The sequence below is a fragment of the uncultured Candidatus Pelagibacter sp. genome (assembly GCF_943788075.1).
GTDB lineage: Bacteria > Pseudomonadota > Alphaproteobacteria > Pelagibacterales > Pelagibacteraceae > Pelagibacter.
Genome location: NZ_CALSOW010000004.1, coordinates 70,802 through 96,247, shown reverse-complemented (window position 1 = coordinate 96,247; position 25,446 = coordinate 70,802). Strand labels below are relative to the sequence as shown.

Sequence of the window (25,446 nt, the reverse complement as noted above, 5' to 3'; positions counted from 1 at the left end):
AAAAATGCTTAATTCTAGTGAATTAATAAACAAGGTTAAAATCTATAATAAGTTTTTAAATCCAGAAAGATTAGACAAAGCTTTTAATTTTGCTGTTAAAGCTCATCAAAATCAAAAAAGAGCTTCAGGTGATCCTTATTCTGTTCATCCAATAGAGGTCGCTAATATATTAACTGAACTAAAACTAGATAGTGCAACAATTACCACAGGTTTACTTCATGATACAATAGAAGATACATTTGCCACTTACGAAACTATTAAGAGTGAATTTGGTGATGAGGTTGCTGAGTTAGTTGATGGTGTCACAAAAATTTCTGTATTTGAAAATACAGCTGGCTCCAATTCAAAAGTAGAAAATTTTAGAAAATTAATATTAGCTACGTCAAAAGATATACGGGTTTTGTTGGTAAAAATAGCTGATCGTCTTCATAATATGAGAACGATTAAAGCAATTCCTAAAGAGGAAAAAAGACAACGTATAGCACAAGAAACCATGGAAATTTATGCACCATTAGCTGATAGAATGGGTATGCACAGAATTAGAGATGAGCTTGAAGATTTATCTTTTGAAATTTTAAATAATGACGCAAGAGAATTAATAAAAAATAAACTAGATGAAATTAAATCTGATAAAAAAGATCTTTTCGAGTCCCTTTCTTTTGAATTAAGTGAGATTTTAAATGAAAATAATATTAATGCAGAAATTCATGGCCGTGAAAAAACTCCTTTTTCAATTTGGCGTAAAGTTCAAAAAAAAAGAATTTCACTTGAACAAATCACAGATATAATTGGATTTAGAATTACACTTTCATCAGTAGATGAATGTTATAAAACACTTGGTATATTTCATAAAAAATGGAATTGTATCCCAGGTAAGTTTAAGGATTACATATCATCACCAAAAATTAATGGCTATAAATCTTTACATACGTCTGTCATTGGCTCCAATCAAAAGCCAATAGAAATTCAAATTAGAACAAATGAAATGCATGAATTTGCCGAAAGAGGAGTTGCCTCTCATTGGAAATATAAATCCTCAGAAAAATTCAATTCTTTAAGCTGGAAAGAGTATGATTGGTTAAAAGATCTTGTTGAAATTATTGAAAAAAATGAAAATCCAGAACATTCATACGAGTATACAAAACTACAAATGTTCCAGGAAAATGTATTTTGTTTTACTCCAAAAGGATCTGTTATAAAATTACCAAAAGACGCAACATCAATTGATTTTGCTTATGCAGTGCATACAAAGATAGGTAACACAGCAATAGGATGTGAAATTAATGGAAATAAATCTGAATTACAAGAATTGTTAAGAAATGGAGATAGGGTGAATATAATTACATCTAAAAATCAATCGCCTTCATTACACTGGATACCAACAACAAAAACAGGAAAAGCAAGAGCAGCTATTAGAAGATATTGGCACGACAAAGGAGAGCAAAAAGAAGAAAAAACAAAGAAATATAACACCACATTATGGATTTCATTACCTGATCAACCAGGACAGTTAGGTGATATAAGTTCATTAATTGGTAGTCACAAACTTAATATCTCAAATGTTGAAATGGCTGGTAAAAATACAAAGTATATTAACTTTAAATTCAAACTAATAATAACGAACCTTAAAAACTTTACAAATTTTATTGCAGAGCTTAAACAAAAAGGTATAAAATTTAAGATAATTAGACACGAAGATAAAAGAAATGCTTTCACTCAAAAAATCCTTAAATATTTTAAAAAAGACTGATGCACTTTTAGAGGGACATTTTGTATTATCTTCTGGTCTGCACTCATCAAAATACATTCAATGTGCAAAACTCCTAAGTTTCCCATTTTTAGCTGATCAAATTTGTAAATCGTTAGCAGGTAAAATTAAAAAGAAGTATAAAAATATTGATTTGATCTTAGCACCAGCTATGGGAGGTGTAGTTATTGGATACGAGATAGGTAAACTCTTAAAAAAAGAAACAATATTTTGCGAACGTGTTAATGGAAAATTTAAGTTAAGAAGAGGATTTAATATTAAAAAAGGTTCTAAAGTCTTAATTATTGAAGATGTAATAACAACAGGAAAATCAAGCTTAGAATGTGTCAAATTAATTAAAAAAGCTAATGCTAGACTTTTAGGTTTTGCTTCCATAATTGATAGATCTACAAAAAAATCACTCAAAATTAAAACAGGAATTATTTCACATCTTAAAATTGATGTTCCAACATTTAATGAAAAACAATTACCACAAAGCCTTAAGTCAATTCCTATCACAACACCAGGAAGTAGATTTATTAAGTGAAAAGACTTGGCGTAAATATAGATCATATCGCAACTGTTAGAAATGCTAGGGGTGAGAATCATCCCGATCCATATCATGCAGCTTTACAAGTTGTTAAAATGGGAGCTGATTCGGTAACCATTCATCTTAGAGAAGATAGAAGACATATTAATGATTTAGATGCTAAAAAAATTTGTAAAACAAAAAAAGTTTTAGTTAATCTTGAAATTTCAATGAATGATGAAATTATTAATAATGCTCTTAAAATTAAACCTAATTATATTTGTATTGTACCTGAAAATCGCAAAGAGGTTACTACAGAGGGTGGTCTTAACTTAATTAAAAATAAAAAAAAATTAAGTAAAATAATTGAAAGATTTAAAAAGGTAAAAATTAGAACTAGCTTATTCATAAATCCAACTTTAAATGATATCAAATTATCAAAAGAGCTAAATGTCGATTGTGTAGAAATTCATACTGGCAAAGTATCAAACTTAGTAAAGTTGAAAAAAAAATACAATAATGAATTAGATAGAATTAAAAAATGTTCCATCTTAGCAAAAAAACTTAATATTGAAGTGCATGCTGGTCATGGACTTGATTACAAAACAACAAAAATATTAAGCAAAATTAAAGAGATAAAAGAATTCAATATTGGCCATTTTATAATTGGAGAGTCAATATTTATTGGTCTATCAAGTGTAATTAAAAAATTTAAAAAGATTATAAAAAATTAAATTATGAAAATTCTTGGCATTGGGGTTGATATAATTGAAAATAAAAGAATAAAAAAATCAATTAAAAATCATAGGTTTAAACAAAGAATTTATAGTTCAAAAGAACTCAAGCAATCAATCTTATCAAAAGACAAGATTGGATATTTTTCTAAACGATTTGCTGCTAAAGAAGCTTTTGCTAAAGCTTTGGGCACTGGTTTTCGACATAACTTAAATTTTAAAGATATAGAAATAATAAACGATAAACTGGGTAAACCTTATTATTCAAAAACAAAAAAAATAACTAAAATAGTAAAAAAAGAGTTTAAAGTTAAAAGCTTTAATTGTTTTTTATCAATATCTGATGAAAAGGAATACTCTACTGCATTTACAGTAATTCAATCAATATGAAATTAGATAAAGATTTTTTTTCAGAGAATATAAAGACTCTATTTTATGCTTTAATAATTGCTGTCATTATAAGATCTCTTTTTATACAGCCATTTTATATTCCCTCATCATCAATGGAACCAACTTTACTTGTGGGAGATAGGTTATTTGTAACTAAGTATTCCTATGGTTACAGCAAACATTCTTTTCCTTTTAGCCCACCAATTTTAAATAAAAGAATTTTTTTTAGCAATCCTGAAAGAGGTGATGTGATAGTTTTTAAAACACCTGCAGATAATAGAACTGATTATATCAAGAGATTAGTAGGACTTCCTGGAGATAGAGTTCAGTTTATTGATGCTAATTTATATCTAAATAATAGCGAGATAATGAAATCAAAAGTTAAGAATAAAACAAAAATAAACTGTGGAAGTAGATTAATTGATGTTTATAGGTTTGAAGAAAAGTTACCTAATGGAAAAAAATTTCATACTGTTTACTTAAAAGACTACACTTATCAAAACTCAGATGTTTTTACTGTACCTGATAATCATTATTTTTTTTTAGGAGACAATAGAGATTGTTCTAAAGATAGTAGATTTTTATCAAGTGTTGGTTATGTTCATAAAGATAATCTTGTTGGTAAGGCTCAATTTATTTTCTTTTCAACTGATAAAAAAATAGGAAATATTTTTGCTTTTTGGAAATGGCACAAATCAATTAGATTTAATAGAACTTTTGATCGTATTAATTAATGAAAATTAACTATCAGGATTTACAAAAAAAAATAAAAGTTAATTTTAAAAATTTAGATCTATTAATTAAATCTCTTACTCACAAAAGTTTTGATACAAAAAATAACAACGAAAAAATTGAGTTTTTAGGTGACAGAGTTTTAGGATTGGTAATTGCTAAAAAACTTCTAGAAATATATCCAGATGAAAAAGAGGGAATACTTGATAAAAAATTTGCATCACTGGTAAATAAAAAAACTTGTTTAGAAATTGCAAAAAAAATTAATTTAGAAAAATATATTTTAACTTTTAATCCCAATAATAAAAAAATAAGAATTGAGGATAAAATTGTCTCTGATAGTTGTGAGGCTTTAATTGGAGCAATTTATCTTGATAGAAATTTGGTAATAGCTGAAAAAGTAATCTTGGATCTCTGGAAAAATCATATTAAAGAAAGCGTTATTACTCAAATTGATGCAAAAACAAAATTACAAGAATTAGCTTTAAAAAAATTCAAAAAACTTCCTACTTATAAACTTATCTCTAATACAGGGCCACGTCACAAGCCATCATTTAAGGTTGGTGTTAAACTTCCTAATACAAAATTTTATTTTGGTCTGGGTAAATCTAAAAAAGATGCTGAACAAAGCGCTGCAATCGAATGTTTAAAAAGTATAAGGTAATTACTTTATGAATTGGATTGACGAAGGATTTTTAATTAACAAGAATAGATATAGTGAAAATTCATTAATTGTAGAATTATATACAAAAAATCATGGCAAAATATCTGGTATAATTTTTGGTGGAACTTCAAAAAAAATAAAAAATTATCTTCAAATAGGAAATAGACTGCATGTCAATTACAACTCGAAAAGTGATAATAGAATTGGTTATTTTAAAGTAGAAATTTTAAACGCTTATACTCCTTTATATTTTGATCATAAGCAAAAATTATCCTGTATCACTTCAGCAACAAATTTGATTAAGATTTTAACTGCAGAGTCCCAGGTAAATATTAAAGTTTATAATCTAATAGAAAATCTTTTTTTAATTTTAAACGAAAAAAATTGGTTAAAAAAATATATTTTTTGGGAATTGGATCTCCTTAAACTTCTTGGTTATGACCTTGAATTAGAAAATTTTGTTGAAAAAAGTGTAGTTGAAAATAAAACTGTATATTATGCAAGTTCTTCCACTGAAAAAAAATATGTTCCTAATTTTTTAATAGAAAAAGAATTAGAGGTTGATGATTTGAAAACTTTATTAACTGGCCTAAAGTTAGTTGGTGATTATCTCGATAAGACAATTTTAAAACCAAATAACTTAAATTATCCAAATAGTAGATTGTTATTTATTAATTCTTTAAAGTAATTACTTAATGATTTTGTCAATTCTATCTGCATAATAACTAACAATCGCACTAGCACCTGCTCTTTTAAAAGCCACTAGACTTTCAAATATAGCATCCTCATTTATTAATTTTTTTTGTATTGCATTTGAAATCAAACTGTATTCACCTGAAACTTGATAAGCAAAAACAGGTATTCTAAATTTTTCTTTAATTGATTTTATAATATCTAAATAGGGCATGCCTGGTTTAACCATAACCATATCTGCACCTTCTTTAATATCTAGTGCAACTTCCCTCAAAGCTTCATCACTGTTTCTAAAATCCATTTGATAAGTTTTTTTGTCACCTTTTAAAGAGCCTTTTGATCCTACTGCGTCTCTAAATGGTCCATAGAAACTTGAAGCATATTTAGCAGCATAAGATAAAATTTGAACATTTTGATAACCTGATTTATCTAATGCTTTTCTAATCTTTCCAATTCTTCCATCCATCATATCAGAAGGAGCTAAAACATCACATCCCATTTCAGCTTGTAACAAAGATTGGTTAATTAAAACTTCTATTGTTTCATCATTTATAATCTGATTTGATCTAACTAGTCCATCGTGTCCATGCGATGTATAGGGATCTAGTGCTACATCACACATAATACCAATTTTGTTTTTATACCTTTTTTTAATTTCAATGATTGCTTTACAGACTAAGTTATTTTTATTAAGTGATTCTGAGCCTATTTCATTTTTAAGACTATTTTTAGTTTTAGGAAAAAGAGCTACCATTGGTATCCCAATTTTAATTGCTCTATCTACAACTTGAGATATTCTATTGACTGTGTATCTATATACTCCTGGCATTGTTGATACAGGCTCTCTTTTATTTGAACCATCTACTAGAAATATAGGTAATATAAAGTCATTTGGGCTTAGTTCACTTTCTTGAATCAATCTTCTTGACCACGATTGCTTTCTATTTCTTCGGAGTCTTAAATTTGGATAATTTCCTGTAATCATGTTTTATATCACTTTATTAATGCGACAAATGTATTATACAAATATATATTAAAATAAGTACAAAACAATTTCAATGAGCATAGATAACACAAAGATCGTAGACTTAAATATAAAAAAAGAAGATAGACTTTTAGATTTTAGTGATTTTCAAAAACAAAATATTAAATTTGATATTTCCAAATTACAGGAAGCATATAATCAAATTATTCAAACTAAAAAATTTGATGATGGGGGTGGTGTAACTCATTTTGGAGCCATTTCTTTAACTCAAATTCCTGGTGATCCAGATTCTATAAAAGGAAACAAAGCTAGAGGCGTATATTGGACAAAACCAGACAAAACTGGAAAAGAAGTTTCAAGAGATGTTGAAATAGATGAGTCTGCATATTCAGAATTTATTAAAGATTATGAAAACACTTATTTCAAAGAAGTTTACGATATATTGTCATCAAAATTCAAATTAGGTCGAGTTAGAATTTTATTAAAAGAACCTAGATCAACATTAAGTTGGCATAGAGACCCTGAGCCTAGATTACACATACCAATAATTAGTAATCCTGGGTGTTTAATGGTTATAGACAATGTTGCAAAACATATGCCTGCTGATGGATCAGTTTGGGTTACTAATAACACTAAATATCATAACGCATTTAATGGTGGAGAAGAAAATAGAATTCATCTTGTTGCTTGTGTTCTAGATTATAGATTTAACTAATTTGAAAAAAATATTTATTTCATCTGATCACGCTGGCTTCAAATTAAAAGAAACTATAAAATCTTATTTATCTGAAAAGAAAATATCTTTTGAAGATATGGGTCCTTATAATAATGATAGAGTAGATTATCCTGACTTTGCCCATAAAGTTTCTAGAAGGGTTAAGCTAAATAAAAACAATGTTGGTATTTTAGTTTGTGGGTCAGGTATGGGTATGAATATTGCGGCAAATAGACATAAAAATATACGTGCTGCACAATGTTTTAACTTAAAATCTACTAAATTATCAAGATTGCATAACGATGCAAACATCATTACATTAGGTTCTAGACTATTAACCAAAAAAAATGCTCTTAGTTGTGTGGGTGTTTTTTTAAATACAAAATTTGAAGGTGGAAGACATTTAAAAAGAATTAAAAAAATTTAATTATGTCTAGTGAAAAAAAATATTTAAACGATAGCTATAAAAGTTTTTTTGAAGATAGTTTATCTAAAAAAGATCCCGCTCTCTATAAAGCTATTCAAGATGAGCTGTTAAGACAGCAACAACATATAGAGTTGATAGCTTCCGAAAATATTGTCTCACAAGCTGTATTAGAGGCACAAGGTTCAGTTTTAACTAACAAATACGCAGAAGGGTATCCTGGCAAAAGATATTACAATGGTTGTGAACATGTTGATGTAGCTGAAAATTTAGCCATTGAAAGATTGAAAGAATTATTTAATTGTAAATTTGCTAATGCCCAACCGCATTCAGGTGCACAAGCAAATGGTGCTGTATTTTTAGCCTTACTTAATCCTGGTGATACTTTTATGGGTATGAGCTTGAATTCTGGTGGTCATATTACTCATGGTCTTAAAATTTCGATGTCAGGTAAATGGTTTAATGCAATTGGTTATGAAGTTGATAAAGACTCGGAACTTATTGATTATGATAATGTTGAAAAACTAGCATTAGAACATAAACCAAAATTAATTATTGCTGGTGGTAGTGCATACTCCAGAGTAATAGATTTTAAAAGATTTAGAGAAATAGCTGACAAAGTTGGAGCATATTTAATGGTAGATATGGCTCATTTTTCTGGTTTAGTTGCGGGAAAAGGATACCCGAACCCATGTGATCACGCTCATGTCGTAACTTCTACAACTCATAAAGTTTTTAGAAGTGCGAGAGGTGGCATTATTTTAACCAATCATGAAGAGTTAGCAAAAAAATTTAATACAGCTGTTTTTCCTGGTTATCAAGGTGGCCCATTAATGCATATCATAGCTGCTAAAGCTGCTGGTTTCTTAGAGGCATTACAACCAGAATTTAAAGATTACATTCAATCTGTTTTAGCAAATGCAAAAATGTTAGCTGAAACATTAAAAAATAATGGATTTAAAATTTATTCAGATGGAACAGACACACACTTGATGTTAGTAGATTTAAGACCTTATAATGTTAAAGGAAACTTGGCAGCAGAGAGTTTATCTAGAGCAAATATTACCTGTAATAAAAATGGAATTCCTTTTGATACTGAAAAACCAATGATTACATCGGGAATTAGATTGGGCACACAAGCAGCTACTACCAGAGGTTTTGGTTTAAATGAATTTAAAATTGTGGGTGAATTAATCACCAAAACTCTGAAAGGTTTATCTGAAAATCCAAATGATAATAGCAAGATAGAAAATGAAATTAAAAATGAAGTTATTTCTTTAACTTCATCATTTCCTATATATAAGAATTTATAGAGATATGATTTGTCCTTGTGAAAAAAAAGGTGAAACTTCTGTAGTGGACTCTCGTCCCACTGAAGATGGTACCGCAATAAGAAGAAGAAGATTGTGTGTTTGTGGTGAAAGATTTACTACTTTTGAAAGAATTCAAATAAGAGAATTAATGGTTATTAAAAAAAATGGCCGAAAATCATCCTTCGATAGGGATAAATTAGCTAAATCAATTTATATTGCTTTAAAAAAAAGACCTATTGATACAGAGACTGGTGAAAAATTTATAAGCAAAATCTCAAGAGCTCTTGAGGAATTAGGGCAAAATGAAATTTCAACAAATACGATTGGGACAATGGTAATGGAGGGTTTAAAAGAATTAGACCCGGTTGCATATGTTCGTTTTGCATCTGTTTACAGAAACTTTAGAGAAGAAAAAGATTTTGTGCAATTCGTGGACAAACTTGATGTCTACAAAAAAAGATAAATTTTCATTAAAAGATAAATTTTATATGGAGATAGCCCTAAAGTTGGCTAATTCTCGTCAAGGTCTTACAGGATCAAATCCATCCGTAGGGTGTGTAATAGTTAAAAATGATAACATAATCTCTATTGGACAAACATCATTTAATGGAAGACCGCATGCAGAATTTAATGCAATAAAAAATTGTATAGATGATTTAAAAGGCTCAAAGATGTATGTTACCTTGGAGCCATGTTGTCATCATGGTTTAACACCACCATGCACAAATATAATAATTAAATCTAAAATCAAGGAAGTGATATTTTCTGTTGCGGATATAGACAGAAGAGTAAGAAATAAAAGTTTAAAAATTTTAAAATCAAATAATATTAAAGTTAAAAAAGGTCTTCTTGAAGATAAAATTAATAATTTTTATTCAACTTATTTTTTTAATAGAAGAAATAAATTACCCTATGTAACTGGCAAAATTGCTGTTTCAAAAAATAACCTTATTTATAGTAAATTAAATAAGAAAATTACAAATGCCCATTCTGATAAATTTACACATTTGTTGAGATATAAGAATGACTCAATAATGGTTTCATACAAAACCTTAAATAAAGATAATTCAAAATTAAACTGCAGAATCAAAGGTTTTAGTAATTTTTCTCCTAAGAGAATTATTTTAGATAATAAACTTCAAACCAAAATTAATAGCTACATAATAAAAACTATAAATAAAAATAATACTATAATTTTTTATAATCAAGCTGACAAATCTAAGATTTTAGATTTTAAGAAAAAAAAGATTCAATTAATTAAATCTAAAGTAAATAAACAAGGTAAGTTTGATTTTAAAGTTATATTGAAAAAACTATATACATTCAATTGCAGAAATTTATTAATTGAAGGAGGGGATAGCTTAACTAGTCATCTGTTAAAAAATAAGATTTTTAATAAATTTTATTTGTATAAAAGTCCTAAAAATCTTTCTAAGGATAGCGAGTATTTAAAATTTAATAGTTTGGATATATTAAAGAATAATTATAAAAATAAGTTTAATTTAAACCTATTTTTAGGCAAAGATAAAATAACATTGTATAAAAACTAATATGTTTAATGGAATTATATATAATCAGGGTGTTGTTACAAAAATTATTAAAAGGCCAAAAGGGCTAAATATATTTGTAAAGAGTAATCTTAAAGTATCTAAGAAAGACATGGGTTTGTCTGTAGCTTGTGATGGTGTTTGTCTTACTTTAATTTCATTTAAATCAAAATTAATGGAATTTTATCTTTCCAAAGAAACTTTAGTTAGATCAAAATTCCAATATTTAAAAATTAAAGATGTCATAAATCTTGAACTACCTTTAAAATATGGAACAAAAATTTCAGGCCATATATGCCAGGGCCACATTGATACTATTGCTACGGTCACTAACATAAAGAAGATTGATAAGTCTTATCTATTTGAATTTAAAATTCCAATCAAAGAGCGAAAAAATTTAATCGAAAAAGCCTCGATATGTGTAAATGGTATTTCTCTGACGATATCAAAAGTTTCAAAAAAAGGTTTTCAAATATGGGTTATCCCTCATACCTATAATGAAACAAATTTATCAACCATTAAAAAAAATGATCTTGTTAATATAGAGATAGATATCTTATCTAAATACGTTAGAAATTATTTTAATGCCAAAAAATAATTTTACATCAATCGAAAATATTATCGGTGTAGCCAAGAAGGGTGGTATGTTTATTCTAGTTGATGATGAAAAAAGAGAAAATGAAGGAGATCTTATTATCTCAACATCAAATTCAAATGCAAAAAATATAAATTTTATGGCTAAATATGGTCGTGGTTTAATTTGCTTAGCCCTAGATTCTATTCAGGCAAAACGATTAAATTTAACTTTGATGTCTGCAAATAATCAATCACGAAACAAAACTGCTTTTACTGTATCTATTGAAGCCAAAAAGGGAATTACAACAGGAATTTCCGCTAAAGATAGAGCAAAAACTATCAGTATCGCTTCAAAAAAGAATGTTAAAAAAAATGATATTGTTTCACCTGGCCATATATTCCCAATAATCGCAAAAGATGGAGGTGTTCTGGTTAGAGCCGGTCATACAGAAGCGTCAGTAGATATATCTAAATTGGCTAAAAAAAATAATTCAGCTGTAATTTGCGAAATAATGAATGAAGATGGAACAATGGCTAAGGGTCAAGATTTATTTAATTTTGCAAAAAAACATAAACTCAAAATTGGTAAAATTGAAGATTTAATTGCTTATAGATTAAAAAAAGAAAAATTAATCAAATTGAAGAAAAAAAGTTTCATAGAATTTAAAAAACAAAAATACAAAATTAGAATTTATGAAAATCTTCTAGATGGATCTGAACATTTTGCTTTGATTAAAGGAACTATCAAGAGAGGGATAACTCCTAGAGTTAGAGTAATATCTTCAAATGTGGTACAAAATTATTTAATAAATCAACAACTACCGAATTCTTTCAATAAAACTCTTAATTATTTTAAAAAATTCAATAATTGTGTTTTAGTTTTTATAAAAGATACAAATCTTAAATCAGTTACCCAAACTCTTAAAGACTATAAAAATAAAGATTTTTATAAAAAAGGAAAAGATAAACTTATTAGAAATTATGGTATTGGTGCACAAATAATCAAAGATTTAAAAATTAAAAATATGACCTTGATTACAAAATCACCTAAAAAAGTTATAGGTTTGGAGGGTTATGGTATAAGAATTACCAAACAAGAAATTATTAAATGAAAAAAAAATACTTAATAGTTGTAGCGGATTATTATAAAGATATTGCTAAAGGTCTTCTTGATAGTGCTTTAAGATTAATTCCAAAATCTAACATAGTAAGTATTGTTAGAGTTCCTGGTGTTTTTGAAATACCAGTTACTATTTCTAAAAATATTAAAAAATATGATGCGTTTTTAGCTCTTGGATGTGTCATCAAGGGTCAAACACCACATTTTGATTTTATTTCACAAGCATCAACGAATGCAATTATGGACATATCTGTTCTTAATAAGAAACCCATTGGAAATGGTATTATAACTTGCCTTAATATGAAACAGGCTAAATTAAGAAGAAAAAAAGGTGCAGAAGCTGCAAAGGCTGTAAACTCAGTTTTGTCTCAAAAATGAAAACTCATTTCAATCCAAAGAATAATCCAAGAGTTATTATAATTCAAAAATTATATGGTAAATTTTATAATGAAGACGATAATATTGATTTTCCAAAACACAGATTTAAAAAGTTTATAAAAGATATAGTTTTTGGCACCATTGAGCGTAATGATTTAATATTAGATGAACTAAATAATAAACTTGGTGATGAATTTATTTTAGATAACTTAGATAAAGTTTTCCAAACTATTTTAAAAGCGGCTACTTACGAATTTTTATATAAACCAAATATTTCAATAAAAATTATAATTAAAGAATATTTAAATTCATCAAATTTTTTTCTAGAGGATTCCCAAACAAAATATTTAAATGCCTTACTAGATAATGTTGGAAAAAAGTTAAGAACATCAAATGCATGAATTTGATTTAATTAAAAAATATTTCTCAAAATTATCAAAGTTTAATAAGCATTCATTAGATTTAAACGACGATGTTTTTTTTGATAAAAAAAAATCTTTGGTGATTTCAATAGATACTTATAACGAGGGAACTCATTTTTTAAATTTTAAAAAACCTGAACTAGTAATTAAAAAGATAATTAGATCTTCTATTTCAGACTTGATTTGCAAAGGAGTATTGCCAAAATTTTATTTTATCTCAGGCAGTGGTAATAAAAAATCATTTACAAAAAGAAACTTATCTAAAATCTCAAACTCATTAGAACAAGAGCAAAATAAATATGGGATTTTATTATGTGGAGGTGATACAACTTTTTCTAATAAACTAAGTTTTTCAATTACATCAGTTGGATATTCAAAAGATATTGTTTATAGAAACAAAGCAAAACTTCATGATGATATTTATGTAACTGGAAATCTTGGTGATAGTTTTATCGGATTAAAAATTTTACAAAATAAGATTAAGACTACTAAAAAATTTAAAACATATTTTTTAAATAAATATTTTGAACCAGAAATTCAAATTAAATTAACAAAAAAATTAATAAAATTTGCTAACTCATCAATAGATATATCGGATGGTTTAATTGATGATCTTGAAAAATTGATCAATAAGCAAAAATTATCTTATAAAATTTGGGAAGAACAAATTCCAATATCTAAAAATTTGCATATTTATTTACAAAAGAATGATTTTAAAAAATCAAATTTTATTTCAAATGGAGATGATTATCAGATTTTATTTACTGCCAGTACCTCTAAATCTAGAATCATTGAAAACATTTCTAAGAAATTAGGTATTAAAATATCTAAAATTGGTAAAATTAGACCAAACAACAAAAAATCAGTCTTTATTGATAAAAAAGGTGAGCATTTACTGATTAAAAACCCTGGTTTTAAACATCAATTCTAAAAAGTTAATTATTGTCTTTTTTAGCTTTTTTTGTATTGTCCGGGCTTAAAATTTAACAACCAACAACCTTAAGGTTTATATGAGCGAAACAGTAGAGACTATTTTATTATACACAATCGGAGCTGGTTTATTATCCATAGTTTACGGATTTTTTACAGGTAAAAATATTTTAAATCAAAGTGCAGGTAATGCTAAAATGCAAGATATTGCTTCAGCAATTCAAATTGGAGCCAAAGCTTATCTAGCAAGACAATACAAAACAATAGCTATTGTTGGTGTGGTTGTTTTAGTAATAGTAAGCATCGCATTTAGTCCTTTAGTTGGTTTAGGATATTTAGTGGGTGCTACATTATCTGGTATTGCAGGTTATGTTGGAATGCTAGTTTCTGTTGAAGCTAATGTAAGAACTGCAGAGGCATCAAGAAAAGGTCTTGCCCAAGGCTTATCTGTTGCATTTAAATCAGGTGCTGTAACTGGTATGTTGGTTGCTGGTCTAGCACTATTAGCTATAGCAGTTTATTACTATTATTTATTAAAATTTAATATTGATGAAAGAGAAATTGTTAATGCACTTGTTGCCCTAGGTTTTGGTGCGTCTTTGATTTCAATTTTTGCAAGACTAGGAGGGGGTATATTCACAAAAGGTGCTGATGTTGGTGCTGATTTAGTGGGTAAAGTTGAAGCTGGTATACCTGAAGATGATCCAAGAAACCCTGCTGTTATTGCAGATAACGTTGGTGATAACGTGGGTGATTGTGCGGGGATGGCTGCAGATTTATTTGAAACTTATGCTGTTACAATTGTAGCAACTATGGTTTTGTCATCTATTTTCTTTCAAGGCGATATGAGCATGATGATTTACCCTTTAACAATTGGTGGTGCTTGTATTATAACTTCAATTCTTGGAACTTTTTTTGTTAAGCTTGGAAAAGATAAAAATGTAATGAATGCTTTATACAAGGGGTTTGTTGTATCGGCAGTTACTTCAATAGCTATTTTGTATCCAGTGACAGATTATGTAATAGGTTTTGCTACGGAATATAACGTTAATGGCAAAAGCTTTAATGGAATGAGTTTATATTACTGTGGAATAATTGGTTTAGTGATTACAGGTTTGTTAATTTGGATCACTGAGTATTACACAGGTACAAATTATAGACCAGTAAAATCTGTTGCCGCTTCATCTACAACAGGTCATGGTACTAATGTTATTCAAGGTTTAGCTGTTTCTATGGAAGCTACTGCTGTGCCTGCTTTAATAATTGTTGCTGGAATTTTAGCTACTAATGCTATCGCTGGACTTTTCGGTATAGCAATTGCTGTTACTACAATGTTAGCTTTAGCTGGTATGGTTGTTGCATTAGATGCATACGGCCCAGTTACAGATAATGCTGGTGGAATTGCTGAGATGTCTAATTTAGATAAAAAAGTTAGAAAAACTACAGATGCTCTTGATGCGGTAGGAAACACAACAAAAGCTGTTACCAAAGGTTATGCAATTGGCTCAGCAGGTTTAGGAGCATTAGTTTTATTTGCAGCTTATGTCGAAGATATTAAACATTTCTCAAATGTAGCCGGTTCTAAATTAGAAGGTATTGTTGTAACGTTTGATTTATCTAATCCTTACGTGGTTGTAGGTTTATTAATTGGTGGAATGTTACCTTACCTATTTGGCTCAATGGGAATGCAAGCTGTTGGAAGAGCAGGGGGAGCAGTAGTAATTGAGGTTAGAAGACAATTTAAAAAATTTCCTGGTATTATGAAGAGAAAACAGAAACCAGATTATGCTAAATTAGTTGATCTTTTAACTGTGGCAGCAATTAAAGAAATGATATTACCATCTTTATTGCCTGTTTTATCTCCAGTTGTTCTTTATTTTATAATTCTTTTAATTGGTGGCCAAGTAGCTGCGCTAGCTGCTGTTGGAGCTATGTTGTTAGGAGTAATTATTACAGGACTATTTGTTGCTGTATCAATGACTGCTGGTGGAGGAGCTTGGGATAATGCTAAGAAGTATATTGAGGATGGAAATCACGGTGGAAAAGGTTCAGAAGCTCACAAAGCTGCTGTAACTGGTGATACTGTTGGAGATCCTTATAAAGATACAGCAGGTCCAGCTATTAATCCAATGATAAAAATTACTAATATTGTTGCTTTACTTTTATTAGCAGTTATCGCTGGTTAATTTCGTTTCTTTTTTTGGCCCTCGATCCAAGAGGGTCATTAATCTTTTGTCTCATGCTTGACATGAAGTCATAAACAAACGTATTTCTTTTAAATCCTCTTTTTGTAGTTGCTTCTACCTTTTGTATTTTTTTCATATCATTTTTGTTATAAAATTCTTTATTCCTAAGAATTCCATAATTGTCTATATCTAATACTAGGACGTCATTTTTATATATTTTCATTTTACCTAAATTAATTAATTTTGATTGTGTTTGCTTTCTTTCAATATAGATCCATACGTCATTATCAAACTTACTTTTTGTAGATGGATTTCCTAATATTTGTATTATGTCATTTTTATTAGTTTTATTTACTATTAATGAAGATTGTTTTTTTTCTAAAAAAGGTACACCATGATGTTTAACAACTTTTTTTAATGAACAATTTGCAACTATTAATGAAAGAAAAATTATATATAATATTTTTATCATGAGTGAAAAATATCTTTATATTTATAACAATTTAATTAATTACACTAGAAATAAAGATTTATATAAATCTTTAAATAGAGAAGATAATTTTTCTGATCGATTAACCTTATTTTTATTACATTTTGCCTTTTTTTTAAAAAATTTTAAAAATGAAGAAAATAAGATTATTTTACAAGAAATTTATGATTTCAATTTTAGACAACTTGAGCTTAGTATTAGAGAAATTGGTTATGGTGACCAATCTATTAATAAAAAAATGAAAGATTATATAAACCTATTTCACTCAATGGTTTCAGAAATTCATTTCTGGAACAATTTAACAAGATTGCAAAAAATAGAAAAGTTTTCGATTTTTTTAACTGATTTTATTAAAATTGAACAATTACTTGATTATTTTGAGTTATTTGATGATAATTTATCAAAAAAAACTTTGAATTCTTATTTAAAAAGTGTAAGTAACCCATAATTATGGCTGTACCAAAACGTAAACAAACCCCTTCCAGAACTGGAATGAGAAGAGCTCAAACGATGAAATATTCAACAAAAAATATTGTTGAAGATAAAAAATCTGGCGAGTATAGATTGTCTCATCATTTAGATTTAAAAACTGGTATGTACAAGGGGAGACAAGTTTTAGACCCAAAAGAATAACAAAAAATCTAAAATGACAGATCTGATTAAAATTGCAGTGGATGCAATGGGGGGTGATAACTCACCAAATAAAATTATTGAAGGTATTATTCTTAATCATAAATTAAATAAAAATATATTTTATAAGATTTTTGGTGATCAAAATAAAATTAATAATCTTATTAATAATAAAATCAGTAAAGATTATTTTGAAATCATTCACACTGTAGATGTAGTTAAAAGCACTGATAGTCCACTTGAAGGAGCTAAAAGAGGAAAAAATACTAGCATGTGGCTTGCTGTTAATAGTGTTAAAAAAAAAGAAGCTGATATTGTTGTATCAGCAGGTAACACAGGAGCTCTATTGGTTATTTCAAAACTAAATCTTAAAATGATTGAGAATATTGACAAACCTGCATTATCTGCACTTTGGCCAAATAAAAAAGGAATGAGTGTTGTATTGGATTTAGGTGCAAATATCGAATGTAGCTCTAAAAACTTATTAGATTTTTCTATAATGGGTGCTTCTCTTTACACATCATTGTATCCAAATGAAAAACCTAATGTAGGTTTATTAAATATAGGATCAGAGGAAATTAAAGGAAATGAAATCATTAAAGAAACGTACCAAATTCTAAATGATAAAACGTCTGCAAACTATAATTTTTCTGGTTATATAGAAGGAAATCATTTGATGGATGGTAATATTAACGTAATTGTTTCTGATGGTTTCACTGGAAATGTAGCCTTAAAGACTGCTGAAGGTACAGCAAATTTCATTACTGGTGAACTTAAAAAGGCGATGACAGGATCTTTAATTGGAAAAATTTCATCACTATTAAATATTTCAAATTTAAATAAATTTAAAAAACGACTAGATCCAAGACTTTATAATGGTGCTATATTTATTGGTCTTAGACTCACCAGTTGTAAAAAGTCACGGTGGTACTGATTATATTGGATTTTCAAACTCTTTAGATGTTTGTCATAGAATTGTAAAAGGTAATTTGATAGAAAAGATCAAGCAAAATATTTAAATTAATGAGAATAAATTTAACTAAAAAAGACTTAGTTAATTTAGTTTATATGCAGCTAGGTTTTTCTAAGCAAATTTCTGAAAATCTTATCGAAGACTTTTTATCAACAATTGTCTCAAATATTAAACAAGAAAAGAAACTGAAATTATCTAAATTTGGCACTTTTTCTATTAGAGAAAAGAAGCCAAGAATAGGAAGGAATCCAAAAACAAAAGAAACTAAAATGATTTCAAGTAGAGATGTTGTGTTATTCAAACCTTCAAAAGAATTCAAAGAATTTATCAATTTGAAAGATAATGGATAAGTCTGATAGCGCTTATAAAACGATAGGAGAAGTTGCAAAAATATTAAATCTTAAATCTAATAAAAAGGGTGAACTTCCAACTCATATAATTAGATTTTGGGAAACACAATTTAAGCAAATAAAACCAAAAATCCTAAATTCAAATAGAAGATATTATGATGAAAATTGCATTAATCTTCTTAAAAAAGTTAAATTTCTTCTTAAGGAACAGGGTATGACTATTAATGGTGCTAAAAAGATACTTAATGGAGAGCAATCTTTAGAACTTGACGAAATGGCAAATAATTCTATAAAAGCTGATAATTTAAGAAATAAATTAGTAAAAATTTCTAAAATTGTTAAAAACTTAAAAAATTTAAAATAAAATGGCAAAAAAAACACACGTAAAAGTAAGATTGGTCCCAGAGTCAAAACCTGATAGCCCATTCTTTTACTATGTGAAAAAACCTGCTGGTGGCGAAAAGGCAAAAGTTAAACTTTCTGCTAAAAAATACAATCCTGCTACAAGAAAACACGAAACATTCGTGGAAAAAAAACTTCCACCTCACAGTAAATAATTACTTCTTTTTAAAATTCCGTCTTTCGTAATCAATATAAGACCAGATCATATTCTTCCATATACGATTAGTAATTTTTGGGTCTATTTTAAGTTTTTTAGATTTCCCTTTAATTTTATCTAAAATAAAATTAATTCTTTTTTGGTCAACTATTTCTTTTTTAAATTCTTTTAATTTAAGCACTTCTTTGACAAGAGATGTTCGATATTTAATTAGAGCTAGAAGTTTATTATCTAATTTATCTAGTTTTATTCTTATTCCTTCTAATTTTTTTTTATTTTTTGGCGACATTTAATTTATTGGATTAATTTATAATTATTATATTTATCTGTATATGTACAGTCAGAATAGTCATTTAAATTATCAATTAAAAATCTGGTTACTTACACTAATTGGACTGATAATTCTTATAATCTTGGTTGGTGGATTAACAAGATTAACTGACTCTGGATTATCTATAACAACTTGGGAATTGTTTGTGGGACTTGTTCCACCATTAACAAATGATAAATGGATTGATTATTTTGAATCTTTATAAAACCATTCCAGAATTTAATGAGCAAAACTACAACATGACCCTCAATGAATTTAAGGTAATTTTTTGGTGGGAGTGGGGTCATCGTCAATTGGGCAGACTAATCGGTTTATCTGTGATGATGCCACTTATATTTTTTTCCATTAAAAATGGTTTTTGGGTTTTAAAAACCTATGGATTGATTTTTTTATTAGTTTGTTTTCAAGGTTTTATAGGATGGTATATGGTATCTAGTGGTTTAATTGATAGAGTAGATGTTAGTCATTACAGACTTTCATTACATTTAGTAACAGCTTTTGTAATTTTGTCTGTTATATTTTGGAAATTTCTTAAATTAACAAAAATTCAGAGCTCAATATTTTTCAATCAGTATAAATTTAATAAAGTTTTTTATTTTTTTGTTATTTTTGCAATTAATAATAGGGGCTTTTGTTTCAGGTATGGATGCTGGAAAAGTTTACAATACCTGGCCCTTGATGGGCACAACTTACTTTCCTGACGATAGCAAATTTATTGAATTTCTAAATATAAATGTTTTTGATAACCCTTCTATAGTTCAGTTTATTCACAGAAATTTAGCTTACTTAATTGTAGGTATTTATATTTATATTCTTTTTTTTACTTTTAAAGATCAAAATAAAATATTCAGAAAACCAATAATTATTATTGGAGTTAGTTTATTTTTACAAGTTGTTTTGGGAATATTTACTATTTTATCTGGAGTAAAAATCTTTTACGCATCTTTACACCAGATAAATTCTATTTTAATTATTCTTATCAACTCTATATTTTCTTTATATTACAAAATATAGAGAAATTAATTAATTTCTATTTGTTGACATATAAATACTAAAGTTAACTTACAGCTTTTAAGTTGCCTTTTGAGGATTTATCTAAAGCTTGATCTAAGTCATCAATAATATCGTCAATATGTTCTAAACCGATACACAATCTGACATATCCAGGTGTTACACCGCTGCAGCTAAGCTCATCTTCTGTTAATTGACTATGAGTAGTAGTTGCTGGATGAATTGCTAAACTTCTAGCATCACCAATATTAGCAACATGGTAAAACATTTTTAAAGACTTCGATAAATTTTTTACCAGCTTCTATTCCACCTGCTAATTCAATACCAACTAATGCACCATTTCCATTTTTAAGATATTTCTTAGCTCTGCTAGAAATTTCTTCATTATGTTCAGTTGCATAAATCACTTTAGATATAGCTTTATGTTTTTTAAGATAATCAACAACTTTTGCAGCATTTTCACAGTGTTGTTTCATTCTTAAAGCAACAGTTTCTAATCCTTGAATTACACCAAATGCATTATCAGGTGATAAAGCTGATCCTAGATCTCTTAATAAAGTTACTCTAGCTCTTACTGCAAAAGAAACATTTGCACCTGTTAATTCAGGTACTGCTTTACCCCAAACTACACCACCATAACTTGCGTCTGGTTCATTAAATAGTGGTTGTCTTTTTGGATCTGCTGTCCAATCAAAATTACCACCATCAACTAAGGCTCCACCAACAACTGTTCCATGTCCAGCTATATATTTTGTAAGCGAATAAACAACTACAGCTGCGCCATGTTCAAGTGGTTTGCAAATAACTGGTGCTGCGGTGTTATCAACAATTAATGGTATATTGTATTTTTTACCAATATCTGCCACTTCTTGAATTGGAAAAACTCTCAAATATGGATTTGGTAAAGTTTCACCATAAAAAGCTCTTGTTTTTTCATCAATAACTTTTTCAAAGTTCTTTGGATCAGAGGGGTCAGCATATCTAACTTCAATACCAAGTTTACTTAATGTATGTGTAAACAAAGATACTGTCCCACCATAAAGATCTGTTGAACTTACAATATTATCACCTGCTTGAGCAACATTTAGAATTGCAAAAGTAGAAGCAGTTTGTCCTGATGAAACGGTTAAGACAAGCTAAACCACCATCAAGAGCAGCAACTCTTTTTTCAAGAACATCATTTGTTGGATTCATGATTCTTGTATAAATGTTGCCAAATTCTTTTAGCGCAAACAGGTTTGCTGCATGCTCAGTACTATCGAATTGATATGATGTAGTTCTATAGATTGGTACAGCTACCGCATTAGTTGATGGGTCACTTCTATAGTCGCCACCATGAATTGCTATTGTTTCTGGATTATTTCTTTTTGTACTCATTTTACTCCTTTTTTAGTGCTTTAACTTAATGTAAGGCGCACAATACAGTTCAAATACCTACCGATATGTAATGAAAATTCCTGTTTAGCAGTTATATGCCCGCAATAGGATCAAATCGGCATTATCTTTTTAACAGATAAGTCCTATATTACAAGCCAAATATCAAATTGACTTTGCAATTAATAATAGTATTAATCCTGGCACAATGACAAAATTCGTAAAAAAAGACCAAGTTACTTCATCATGGTATGAAATAGATGCAACAAATGCTGTAGTTGGAAGATTAGCAACTGTAATATCTAAAATTATCAGAGGAAAAAATAAAACTACTTACACACCTCATATGGACCATGGAGATTTTGTAGTAGTTAAAAATATTGAACAAGCAAAATTTACTGGAAAAAAATTTCAAGAAAAAATTTATTATAGACACACTGGACACCCTGGTGGAATTAAAGAAACAACACCAGAAAAATTACATGAAAAAAAACCAGGTGAAACTTTAAAACTTGCTGTAAAAAGAATGTTGCCAGGTGGAGTATTAGGTAGAAAACAATTAACTAAATTAAAAATTTATTCTGGAAGTGATCATCCACATACAGCACAAAATCCTCAAGTAATTGAGTTAGGTAAATTAAACAGTAAAAACTTAGCTAGAAATTAATATGGAAAATACTCAAACAGCATCAAAAACCCCTAAATTAAAACTAGACTTTAAAGACAGTAAATACGCAACAGGAAGAAGAAAAACTTCTATTGCAAAGGTATGGTTAAAAAAAGGATCTGGTAAAATTTATGTTAACGGAAAATTATTTAATGAATATTTTTCAAGTGAATTTCATCATCTTCAAATTACAAGACCATTTGATATAATCAACCAGTCTACAGATTATGATGTTAGATGTAGCGTTAGTGGAGGAGGACCTACTGGACAAGCAGGAGCATTAGTTCATGGTATTTCTAAAGCTTTAGTTATGTTTGATGAAAATTTAAAATCTACATTAAAGACTGAAAAACTTACAACCAGAGACTCTAGAGCGGTTGAGAGAAAAAAACCTGGTAGAAGAAAAGCTAGAAGAAGCTTTCAATTTTCTAAAAGATAATTCTTTTTTAATTTTAAACTGTTATAATAGATTATGCCTAAGCTTAATGCATTGGTTGCTGGTTCAACTGGATATATTGGAGTTCAATTAATTAAATTATTAATTAAACACAAATTTATAAATATAAGATTTCTATGTGGAAATAGTTCTGTAGGAAAAAATATTTCTAGTTATGACAAATCTCTTTCAGGAAAAAAATTACCAAAAATTATTAAATTTAATAAAAAACTTTTAAAAGATGTTGATGTAGTTTTTACAGCATTACCTAATGGAGAAGCTCAAGATATATCAAAACATTTAACAAAAAATATCACTTTAATTGATTTAGCTGCTGATTTTAGATTAGAAAAAGGATCAGAATATTTAAAATGGTACAAACAAAAACATCGAGCAGTAAATTTAATTAAGAAAAGTATATACTGTCTTCCAGAAGTTAACGGAAAAGACATAGGTAGATACCAGATCATATCTTGTCCCGGTTGTTATCCAACTTCAATACTTTTACCATTAATTCCTCTTTTTAAAAAAAACTTAGTTAAAGTTAACAATATAATAATGGATTCTAAATCTGGCTATTCAGGAGCTGGTAGAGGTGTCCATAAAAAATATAAAGATAAAAACCTATATGAATCTTTGAGTGCCTATGGTGTTGGCTTTCATCGACATAATTCAGAGATTGATCAAATGTTAAAAAAATTTACTAAAAAGAAATTAAGTTTTAATTTTACACCTCATTTAACTCCTATGTTTCGAGGTATTTTAAGTACTATTTATATTGATCTAGAAAAAGGTGTTACTCAGTCAAAAATAATTAAGACACTAACAGATTTCTATAAGAATGATGATTTTGTAAAAATTTTAAAAGCAAACAGTCTGTTAAGTACAAATGATGTCATTAACTCAAACAATTGTTTCATTTCTGTTTGTAAATCTAAATACAAAAATAAGATTGTAATAATTTCAGCTATAGACAATCTAATTAAAGGTGGAGCAGGTCAAGCAGTACAAAATTTAAATATGAAATTTAATTTCCCAATTAAAACAGCTTTATAATGAAATTAGTCTTTATTTTTTTTATTATTTTCTTTCTAACTAATTGTTCATTAAACAAAGATTCTAAATATTGGACAGAAGATGTGGTTAAAAAAAGTGAAGATCAAAAAAAATTATCTGAAGTATTAAAAAAGTCAGAAGACATAACAAATATGACTTATGACGAATATAAGATTTATATAGATGACTATACAAAAAAAAGTAAATATCCAGATATAAACCAATGAAGAAATCAATAAATATTGCTGTAGTAGGTCTTGGTCAAGTAGGCTCTTATTTGCTTAATGAATTGAAACACTAAAAAAAAAGATATCGAACTTAAAACAGGCAAGAAGATTAATGTTGTTGCCATATCAGCTAGAAATATAAATAAAAAAAGACAATTTAAAATTAATAAAAAAATATTTTTTAAAAATCCGTTAGATATTTTTAGAAAAACAAAAATTGATATTTTGTTTGAAGCCATAGGTTTATCTGATGGGATTTCAAAAAAAGTTGTTGAAACAGCTTTAAAAAAGTAAAATTCATGTAATAACTCCAAATAAAGCACTTAATCTCGAAACATGGTAATGAATTAGCTAAAATTGCAGAACTAAATAATGTTAATCTTGAATTTGAAGCTTCGGTTGCAGGTGGAATACCAATATTAAGGTCAATTAAAGAAGGTTTAGCTACTAATAAAATTTCAAAAGTTTATGGAATTTTAAATGGTACATCTAATTATATCCTGTCAGAAATGGAAAATTCTAATCAAAGTTTTTCTGATGTTCTCAAAAAAGCTCAAAAACTTGGTTATGCTGAACCAGGAAATCCTAAGTTAGATTTAAATGGTTTTGATGCTTTGCAAAAGTTAGAATTTTATCTTCATTAGCATTTAATAGTAAAATTTCTAAACATAAATGCTTAATGGAAGGAATTGAAAAGATTGATCTTAAAGATATTAAAATTGCAAACCAATTAGATTTAAGAATTAAACTTCTAGGAATATCTGAATTAAAAAATGGTCATTTGTTTGAAACTGTACATCCATGCCTTGTTAGTAAAAATTCTTATATTGGTAATGTTACTGGTGTGATGAATGCAGTTATTCTTGAAGGAAAACCAGTTGGTGAAAGTATTTTACAAGGTGAGGGTGCTGGTCCAGGACCTACATCTTCTGCATTATTGTCTGATTTATTATCTATTTTAAGAGGTAATATTAAAAAACCGTTAGGTGTATCTGTTAATAAACTTAAATCTTTAAAACCTTATAATGTAAATAATTATGTAAATTCTTTATATTTAAGATTTGAAGTTAAAGATAAACCAGGTGTTTTATCTCAAATTACTAATCGATTAGCTAAATATAAAATATCTGTAAAAAGACTAATTCAAACCCCAAATAAAAAAGATAATAAAGCTACAATTGTAATAATTACTCACAAAACTTCTGAACTTAATTGCAACAACTGTTTATCTATATTCAAGAAATAATAAAAACATTC

36 protein-coding genes, 1 pseudogene and 1 riboswitch are annotated in these 25,446 nt (G+C 27.9%); of the genes and pseudogenes, 33 read left to right on the top strand and 4 right to left on the bottom strand.

Annotation, left to right across the window (positions count from 1 at the left end):
- Nucleotides 1–4 precede the first annotated feature (4 nt).
- The 7 genes from Q0X98_RS05160 to recO are packed head-to-tail and all read left to right on the top strand — an operon-like array spanning nucleotide 5 to nucleotide 5,484.
- The gene (locus Q0X98_RS05160; protein WP_297681924.1) at nucleotides 5–1,750 is read left to right on the top strand and encodes a RelA/SpoT family protein; all 1,746 of its coding nucleotides are present in this window, start codon (nucleotides 5–7) and stop codon (nucleotides 1,748–1,750) included.
- Nucleotides 1,707–2,294, top strand: a complete 588-nt coding sequence (gene pyrE / locus Q0X98_RS05155) for an orotate phosphoribosyltransferase (RefSeq protein ID WP_297681923.1) — start codon at nucleotides 1,707–1,709, stop codon at nucleotides 2,292–2,294. Before Q0X98_RS05160 ends, pyrE begins: the two co-directional genes overlap by 44 nt.
- Nucleotides 2,291–3,010, top strand: a complete 720-nt coding sequence (locus Q0X98_RS05150) for a pyridoxine 5'-phosphate synthase (protein WP_297681922.1) — start codon at nucleotides 2,291–2,293, stop codon at nucleotides 3,008–3,010. The genes pyrE and Q0X98_RS05150 overlap by 4 nt, the downstream gene beginning before the upstream one ends.
- A gap of 3 nt (nucleotides 3,011–3,013) precedes the next feature.
- Nucleotides 3,014–3,400, top strand: coding sequence for a holo-ACP synthase (gene acpS, locus Q0X98_RS05145; protein ID WP_297681921.1), 387 nt, complete (start codon nucleotides 3,014–3,016; stop codon nucleotides 3,398–3,400).
- Nucleotides 3,397–4,134, top strand: a complete 738-nt coding sequence (gene lepB, locus Q0X98_RS05140) for a signal peptidase I (RefSeq protein ID WP_297681920.1) — start codon at nucleotides 3,397–3,399, stop codon at nucleotides 4,132–4,134. The genes acpS and lepB overlap by 4 nt, the downstream gene beginning before the upstream one ends.
- Complete coding sequence (gene rnc, locus Q0X98_RS05135) at nucleotides 4,134–4,796, top strand: ribonuclease III (RefSeq protein WP_297681919.1); 663 nt, start codon at nucleotides 4,134–4,136, stop codon at nucleotides 4,794–4,796. The genes lepB and rnc overlap by 1 nt, the downstream gene beginning before the upstream one ends.
- 7 nt (nucleotides 4,797–4,803) lie before the next feature.
- Entirely contained in the window at nucleotides 4,804–5,484 is a 681-nt protein-coding gene (gene recO, locus Q0X98_RS05130; RefSeq protein WP_297681918.1) for a DNA repair protein RecO, read from the top strand.
- On the opposite strand, the gene hemB is transcribed toward recO, so the two are convergent.
- Nucleotides 5,485–6,474, bottom strand: a complete 990-nt coding sequence (hemB, locus tag Q0X98_RS05125) for a porphobilinogen synthase (protein WP_297681917.1) — start codon at nucleotides 6,472–6,474, stop codon at nucleotides 5,485–5,487.
- A gap of 73 nt (nucleotides 6,475–6,547) precedes the next feature.
- Here hemB and Q0X98_RS05120 point away from each other — a divergent pair, with 73 nt between their 5' ends.
- The 11 genes from Q0X98_RS05120 (at nucleotide 6,548) to Q0X98_RS05070 (ending at nucleotide 16,085) form a co-directional block, all read left to right on the top strand.
- Nucleotides 6,548–7,189 carry an aspartyl/asparaginyl beta-hydroxylase domain-containing protein gene (locus Q0X98_RS05120; RefSeq protein WP_297681916.1) on the top strand — a complete coding sequence of 214 codons (642 nt, stop codon included), beginning with the start codon at nucleotides 6,548–6,550 and terminating at the stop codon, nucleotides 7,187–7,189.
- A gap of 1 nt (nucleotide 7,190) precedes the next feature.
- On the top strand, nucleotides 7,191–7,616 hold the full coding sequence (gene rpiB / locus Q0X98_RS05115; RefSeq protein ID WP_297681915.1) for a ribose 5-phosphate isomerase B: 426 nt from the start codon (nucleotides 7,191–7,193) through the stop codon (nucleotides 7,614–7,616).
- 2 nt (nucleotides 7,617–7,618) lie between these two features.
- Nucleotides 7,619–8,926: a serine hydroxymethyltransferase gene (gene glyA / locus Q0X98_RS05110; protein WP_297681914.1), complete on the top strand. Its 1,308-nt coding sequence runs from the start codon at nucleotides 7,619–7,621 to the stop codon at nucleotides 8,924–8,926.
- A gap of 4 nt (nucleotides 8,927–8,930) precedes the next feature.
- Entirely contained in the window at nucleotides 8,931–9,389 is a 459-nt protein-coding gene (gene nrdR, locus Q0X98_RS05105; RefSeq protein ID WP_297681913.1) for a transcriptional regulator NrdR, read from the top strand.
- The gene (gene ribD, locus Q0X98_RS05100; protein WP_297681912.1) at nucleotides 9,370–10,476 is read left to right on the top strand and encodes a bifunctional diaminohydroxyphosphoribosylaminopyrimidine deaminase/5-amino-6-(5-phosphoribosylamino)uracil reductase RibD; all 1,107 of its coding nucleotides are present in this window, start codon (nucleotides 9,370–9,372) and stop codon (nucleotides 10,474–10,476) included. Before nrdR ends, ribD begins: the two co-directional genes overlap by 20 nt.
- 1 nt (nucleotide 10,477) lies before the next feature.
- A complete protein-coding gene (locus Q0X98_RS05095) occupies nucleotides 10,478–11,071 on the top strand; it encodes a riboflavin synthase (protein WP_297681911.1) in 594 nt (197 codons plus the stop codon).
- Entirely contained in the window at nucleotides 11,058–12,161 is a 1,104-nt protein-coding gene (gene ribB / locus Q0X98_RS05090; RefSeq protein WP_297681910.1) for a 3,4-dihydroxy-2-butanone-4-phosphate synthase, read from the top strand. The genes Q0X98_RS05095 and ribB overlap by 14 nt, the downstream gene beginning before the upstream one ends.
- The gene (gene ribH / locus Q0X98_RS05085; protein WP_297681909.1) at nucleotides 12,158–12,547 is read left to right on the top strand and encodes a 6,7-dimethyl-8-ribityllumazine synthase; all 390 of its coding nucleotides are present in this window, start codon (nucleotides 12,158–12,160) and stop codon (nucleotides 12,545–12,547) included. Before ribB ends, ribH begins: the two co-directional genes overlap by 4 nt.
- Nucleotides 12,544–12,948 (top strand): transcription antitermination factor NusB, encoded by a 405-nt coding sequence (locus Q0X98_RS05080; protein ID WP_297681908.1) that lies wholly within the window; start codon nucleotides 12,544–12,546, stop codon nucleotides 12,946–12,948. Before ribH ends, Q0X98_RS05080 begins: the two co-directional genes overlap by 4 nt.
- On the top strand, nucleotides 12,941–13,900 hold the full coding sequence (gene thiL, locus Q0X98_RS05075) for a thiamine-phosphate kinase (protein ID WP_297681907.1): 960 nt from the start codon (nucleotides 12,941–12,943) through the stop codon (nucleotides 13,898–13,900). Before Q0X98_RS05080 ends, thiL begins: the two co-directional genes overlap by 8 nt.
- Nucleotides 13,901–13,979: 79 nt before the next feature.
- Nucleotides 13,980–16,085: a sodium-translocating pyrophosphatase gene (locus Q0X98_RS05070; protein WP_297681906.1), complete on the top strand. Its 2,106-nt coding sequence runs from the start codon at nucleotides 13,980–13,982 to the stop codon at nucleotides 16,083–16,085.
- Here the strand turns inward: Q0X98_RS05070 and bamE are convergent.
- On the bottom strand, nucleotides 16,072–16,557 hold the full coding sequence (gene bamE / locus Q0X98_RS05065) for an outer membrane protein assembly factor BamE (RefSeq protein ID WP_297681905.1): 486 nt from the start codon (nucleotides 16,555–16,557) through the stop codon (nucleotides 16,072–16,074). The genes Q0X98_RS05070 and bamE overlap by 14 nt on opposite strands.
- Between bamE and Q0X98_RS05060 the strand changes: the two genes are divergently transcribed.
- From Q0X98_RS05060 to Q0X98_RS05035, 6 genes are all read left to right on the top strand, one after another.
- The gene (locus Q0X98_RS05060; RefSeq protein WP_297681904.1) at nucleotides 16,556–17,023 is read left to right on the top strand and encodes a ubiquinol-cytochrome C chaperone family protein; all 468 of its coding nucleotides are present in this window, start codon (nucleotides 16,556–16,558) and stop codon (nucleotides 17,021–17,023) included. The genes bamE and Q0X98_RS05060 overlap by 2 nt on opposite strands.
- Nucleotides 17,024–17,025: 2 nt before the next feature.
- Complete coding sequence (gene rpmF, locus Q0X98_RS05055; protein ID WP_008544930.1) at nucleotides 17,026–17,208, top strand: 50S ribosomal protein L32; 183 nt, start codon at nucleotides 17,026–17,028, stop codon at nucleotides 17,206–17,208.
- 13 nt (nucleotides 17,209–17,221) lie between these two features.
- Nucleotides 17,222–18,139, top strand: coding sequence for a phosphate acyltransferase PlsX (gene plsX / locus Q0X98_RS05050; RefSeq protein WP_297681903.1), 918 nt, complete (start codon nucleotides 17,222–17,224; stop codon nucleotides 18,137–18,139).
- Between the two features lie 89 nt (nucleotides 18,140–18,228).
- Entirely contained in the window at nucleotides 18,229–18,528 is a 300-nt protein-coding gene (locus Q0X98_RS05045) for an integration host factor subunit alpha (protein WP_297681902.1), read from the top strand.
- The gene (locus Q0X98_RS05040; RefSeq protein ID WP_297681901.1) at nucleotides 18,521–18,892 is read left to right on the top strand and encodes a MerR family transcriptional regulator; all 372 of its coding nucleotides are present in this window, start codon (nucleotides 18,521–18,523) and stop codon (nucleotides 18,890–18,892) included. Before Q0X98_RS05045 ends, Q0X98_RS05040 begins: the two co-directional genes overlap by 8 nt.
- 1 nt (nucleotide 18,893) lies before the next feature.
- A complete protein-coding gene (locus tag Q0X98_RS05035) occupies nucleotides 18,894–19,085 on the top strand; it encodes a 50S ribosomal protein L33 (RefSeq protein ID WP_028036963.1) in 192 nt (63 codons plus the stop codon).
- Here the strand turns inward: Q0X98_RS05035 and Q0X98_RS05030 are convergent, their stop codons facing one another.
- A complete protein-coding gene (locus Q0X98_RS05030; protein WP_297681900.1) occupies nucleotides 19,086–19,376 on the bottom strand; it encodes a chorismate mutase in 291 nt (96 codons plus the stop codon).
- Between the two features lie 124 nt (nucleotides 19,377–19,500).
- Here Q0X98_RS05030 and Q0X98_RS05025 point away from each other — a divergent pair, with 124 nt between their 5' ends.
- Genes Q0X98_RS05025 through Q0X98_RS05015 form a run of 3 tightly spaced genes read left to right on the top strand, consistent with a single transcriptional unit; the run spans nucleotide 19,501 to nucleotide 20,432 of the window.
- A complete protein-coding gene (locus Q0X98_RS05025) occupies nucleotides 19,501–19,623 on the top strand; it encodes a COX15/CtaA family protein (RefSeq protein ID WP_297681899.1) in 123 nt (40 codons plus the stop codon).
- Nucleotides 19,589–20,119 carry a COX15/CtaA family protein gene (locus tag Q0X98_RS05020; protein WP_320415276.1) on the top strand — a complete coding sequence of 177 codons (531 nt, stop codon included), beginning with the start codon at nucleotides 19,589–19,591 and terminating at the stop codon, nucleotides 20,117–20,119. Before Q0X98_RS05025 ends, Q0X98_RS05020 begins: the two co-directional genes overlap by 35 nt.
- The gene (locus tag Q0X98_RS05015) at nucleotides 20,028–20,432 is read left to right on the top strand and encodes a COX15/CtaA family protein (protein ID WP_297681898.1); all 405 of its coding nucleotides are present in this window, start codon (nucleotides 20,028–20,030) and stop codon (nucleotides 20,430–20,432) included. The genes Q0X98_RS05020 and Q0X98_RS05015 overlap by 92 nt, the downstream gene beginning before the upstream one ends.
- A 43-nt stretch (nucleotides 20,433–20,475) precedes the next feature.
- Here Q0X98_RS05015 and Q0X98_RS07480 read toward each other — a convergent pair.
- Nucleotides 20,476–21,806, bottom strand: a pseudogene (locus Q0X98_RS07480) (PLP-dependent transferase).
- 1 nt (nucleotide 21,807) lies between these two features.
- A riboswitch (SAM riboswitch) is annotated at nucleotides 21,808–21,874 on the bottom strand.
- A gap of 137 nt (nucleotides 21,875–22,011) precedes the next feature.
- Here Q0X98_RS07480 and rplM point away from each other — a divergent pair.
- From rplM to Q0X98_RS04970, 6 genes are all read left to right on the top strand, one after another.
- The gene (rplM, locus tag Q0X98_RS04995) at nucleotides 22,012–22,470 is read left to right on the top strand and encodes a 50S ribosomal protein L13 (RefSeq protein ID WP_297681895.1); all 459 of its coding nucleotides are present in this window, start codon (nucleotides 22,012–22,014) and stop codon (nucleotides 22,468–22,470) included.
- A 1-nt stretch (nucleotide 22,471) separates the two neighbouring features.
- On the top strand, nucleotides 22,472–22,909 hold the full coding sequence (gene rpsI, locus Q0X98_RS04990; protein ID WP_297681894.1) for a 30S ribosomal protein S9: 438 nt from the start codon (nucleotides 22,472–22,474) through the stop codon (nucleotides 22,907–22,909).
- 33 nt (nucleotides 22,910–22,942) lie between these two features.
- The gene (argC, locus tag Q0X98_RS04985) at nucleotides 22,943–23,962 is read left to right on the top strand and encodes an N-acetyl-gamma-glutamyl-phosphate reductase (protein WP_297681893.1); all 1,020 of its coding nucleotides are present in this window, start codon (nucleotides 22,943–22,945) and stop codon (nucleotides 23,960–23,962) included.
- The gene (locus tag Q0X98_RS04980; RefSeq protein WP_297681892.1) at nucleotides 23,962–24,189 is read left to right on the top strand and encodes a hypothetical protein; all 228 of its coding nucleotides are present in this window, start codon (nucleotides 23,962–23,964) and stop codon (nucleotides 24,187–24,189) included. Before argC ends, Q0X98_RS04980 begins: the two co-directional genes overlap by 1 nt.
- A gap of 314 nt (nucleotides 24,190–24,503) precedes the next feature.
- The gene (locus Q0X98_RS04975) at nucleotides 24,504–24,833 is read left to right on the top strand and encodes a hypothetical protein (RefSeq protein WP_320415283.1); all 330 of its coding nucleotides are present in this window, start codon (nucleotides 24,504–24,506) and stop codon (nucleotides 24,831–24,833) included.
- Complete coding sequence (locus tag Q0X98_RS04970; protein WP_320415282.1) at nucleotides 24,818–25,435, top strand: ACT domain-containing protein; 618 nt, start codon at nucleotides 24,818–24,820, stop codon at nucleotides 25,433–25,435. Before Q0X98_RS04975 ends, Q0X98_RS04970 begins: the two co-directional genes overlap by 16 nt.
- The last annotated feature ends 11 nt before the right edge of the window (nucleotides 25,436–25,446 follow it).

Bases quoted from the DNA above. Each gene is read 5' to 3' on its own strand.
- Q0X98_RS05160 (WP_297681924.1), top strand. From the start codon at position 5: ATGCTTAATTCTAGTGAATTAATAAACAAGGTTAAAATCTATAATAAG.
- pyrE (WP_297681923.1), top strand. From the start codon at position 1,707: ATGCTTTCACTCAAAAAATCCTTAAATATTTTAAAAAAGACTGATGCA.
- acpS (WP_297681921.1), top strand. From the start codon at position 3,014: ATGAAAATTCTTGGCATTGGGGTTGATATAATTGAAAATAAAAGAATA.
- lepB (WP_297681920.1), top strand. From the start codon at position 3,397: ATGAAATTAGATAAAGATTTTTTTTCAGAGAATATAAAGACTCTATTT.
- rnc (WP_297681919.1), top strand. From the start codon at position 4,134: ATGAAAATTAACTATCAGGATTTACAAAAAAAAATAAAAGTTAATTTT.
- recO (WP_297681918.1), top strand. From the start codon at position 4,804: ATGAATTGGATTGACGAAGGATTTTTAATTAACAAGAATAGATATAGT.
- hemB (WP_297681917.1), bottom strand. From the start codon at position 6,474: ATGATTACAGGAAATTATCCAAATTTAAGACTCCGAAGAAATAGAAAG.
- Q0X98_RS05120 (WP_297681916.1), top strand. From the start codon at position 6,548: ATGAGCATAGATAACACAAAGATCGTAGACTTAAATATAAAAAAAGAA.
- glyA (WP_297681914.1), top strand. From the start codon at position 7,619: ATGTCTAGTGAAAAAAAATATTTAAACGATAGCTATAAAAGTTTTTTT.
- nrdR (WP_297681913.1), top strand. From the start codon at position 8,931: ATGATTTGTCCTTGTGAAAAAAAAGGTGAAACTTCTGTAGTGGACTCT.
- ribD (WP_297681912.1), top strand. From the start codon at position 9,370: ATGTCTACAAAAAAAGATAAATTTTCATTAAAAGATAAATTTTATATG.
- Q0X98_RS05095 (WP_297681911.1), top strand. From the start codon at position 10,478: ATGTTTAATGGAATTATATATAATCAGGGTGTTGTTACAAAAATTATT.
- ribB (WP_297681910.1), top strand. From the start codon at position 11,058: ATGCCAAAAAATAATTTTACATCAATCGAAAATATTATCGGTGTAGCC.
- ribH (WP_297681909.1), top strand. From the start codon at position 12,158: ATGAAAAAAAAATACTTAATAGTTGTAGCGGATTATTATAAAGATATT.
- Q0X98_RS05080 (WP_297681908.1), top strand. From the start codon at position 12,544: ATGAAAACTCATTTCAATCCAAAGAATAATCCAAGAGTTATTATAATT.
- thiL (WP_297681907.1), top strand. From the start codon at position 12,941: ATGCATGAATTTGATTTAATTAAAAAATATTTCTCAAAATTATCAAAG.
- Q0X98_RS05070 (WP_297681906.1), top strand. From the start codon at position 13,980: ATGAGCGAAACAGTAGAGACTATTTTATTATACACAATCGGAGCTGGT.
- Q0X98_RS05060 (WP_297681904.1), top strand. From the start codon at position 16,556: ATGAGTGAAAAATATCTTTATATTTATAACAATTTAATTAATTACACT.
- bamE (WP_297681905.1), bottom strand. From the start codon at position 16,557: ATGATAAAAATATTATATATAATTTTTCTTTCATTAATAGTTGCAAAT.
- rpmF (WP_008544930.1), top strand. From the start codon at position 17,026: ATGGCTGTACCAAAACGTAAACAAACCCCTTCCAGAACTGGAATGAGA.
- plsX (WP_297681903.1), top strand. From the start codon at position 17,222: ATGACAGATCTGATTAAAATTGCAGTGGATGCAATGGGGGGTGATAAC.
- Q0X98_RS05045 (WP_297681902.1), top strand. From the start codon at position 18,229: ATGAGAATAAATTTAACTAAAAAAGACTTAGTTAATTTAGTTTATATG.
- Q0X98_RS05040 (WP_297681901.1), top strand. From the start codon at position 18,521: ATGGATAAGTCTGATAGCGCTTATAAAACGATAGGAGAAGTTGCAAAA.
- Q0X98_RS05035 (WP_028036963.1), top strand. From the start codon at position 18,894: ATGGCAAAAAAAACACACGTAAAAGTAAGATTGGTCCCAGAGTCAAAA.
- Q0X98_RS05030 (WP_297681900.1), bottom strand. From the start codon at position 19,376: ATGTCGCCAAAAAATAAAAAAAAATTAGAAGGAATAAGAATAAAACTA.
- Q0X98_RS05020 (WP_320415276.1), top strand. From the start codon at position 19,589: ATGATAAATGGATTGATTATTTTGAATCTTTATAAAACCATTCCAGAA.
- rplM (WP_297681895.1), top strand. From the start codon at position 22,012: ATGACAAAATTCGTAAAAAAAGACCAAGTTACTTCATCATGGTATGAA.
- rpsI (WP_297681894.1), top strand. From the start codon at position 22,472: ATGGAAAATACTCAAACAGCATCAAAAACCCCTAAATTAAAACTAGAC.
- argC (WP_297681893.1), top strand. From the start codon at position 22,943: ATGCCTAAGCTTAATGCATTGGTTGCTGGTTCAACTGGATATATTGGA.
- Q0X98_RS04980 (WP_297681892.1), top strand. From the start codon at position 23,962: ATGAAATTAGTCTTTATTTTTTTTATTATTTTCTTTCTAACTAATTGT.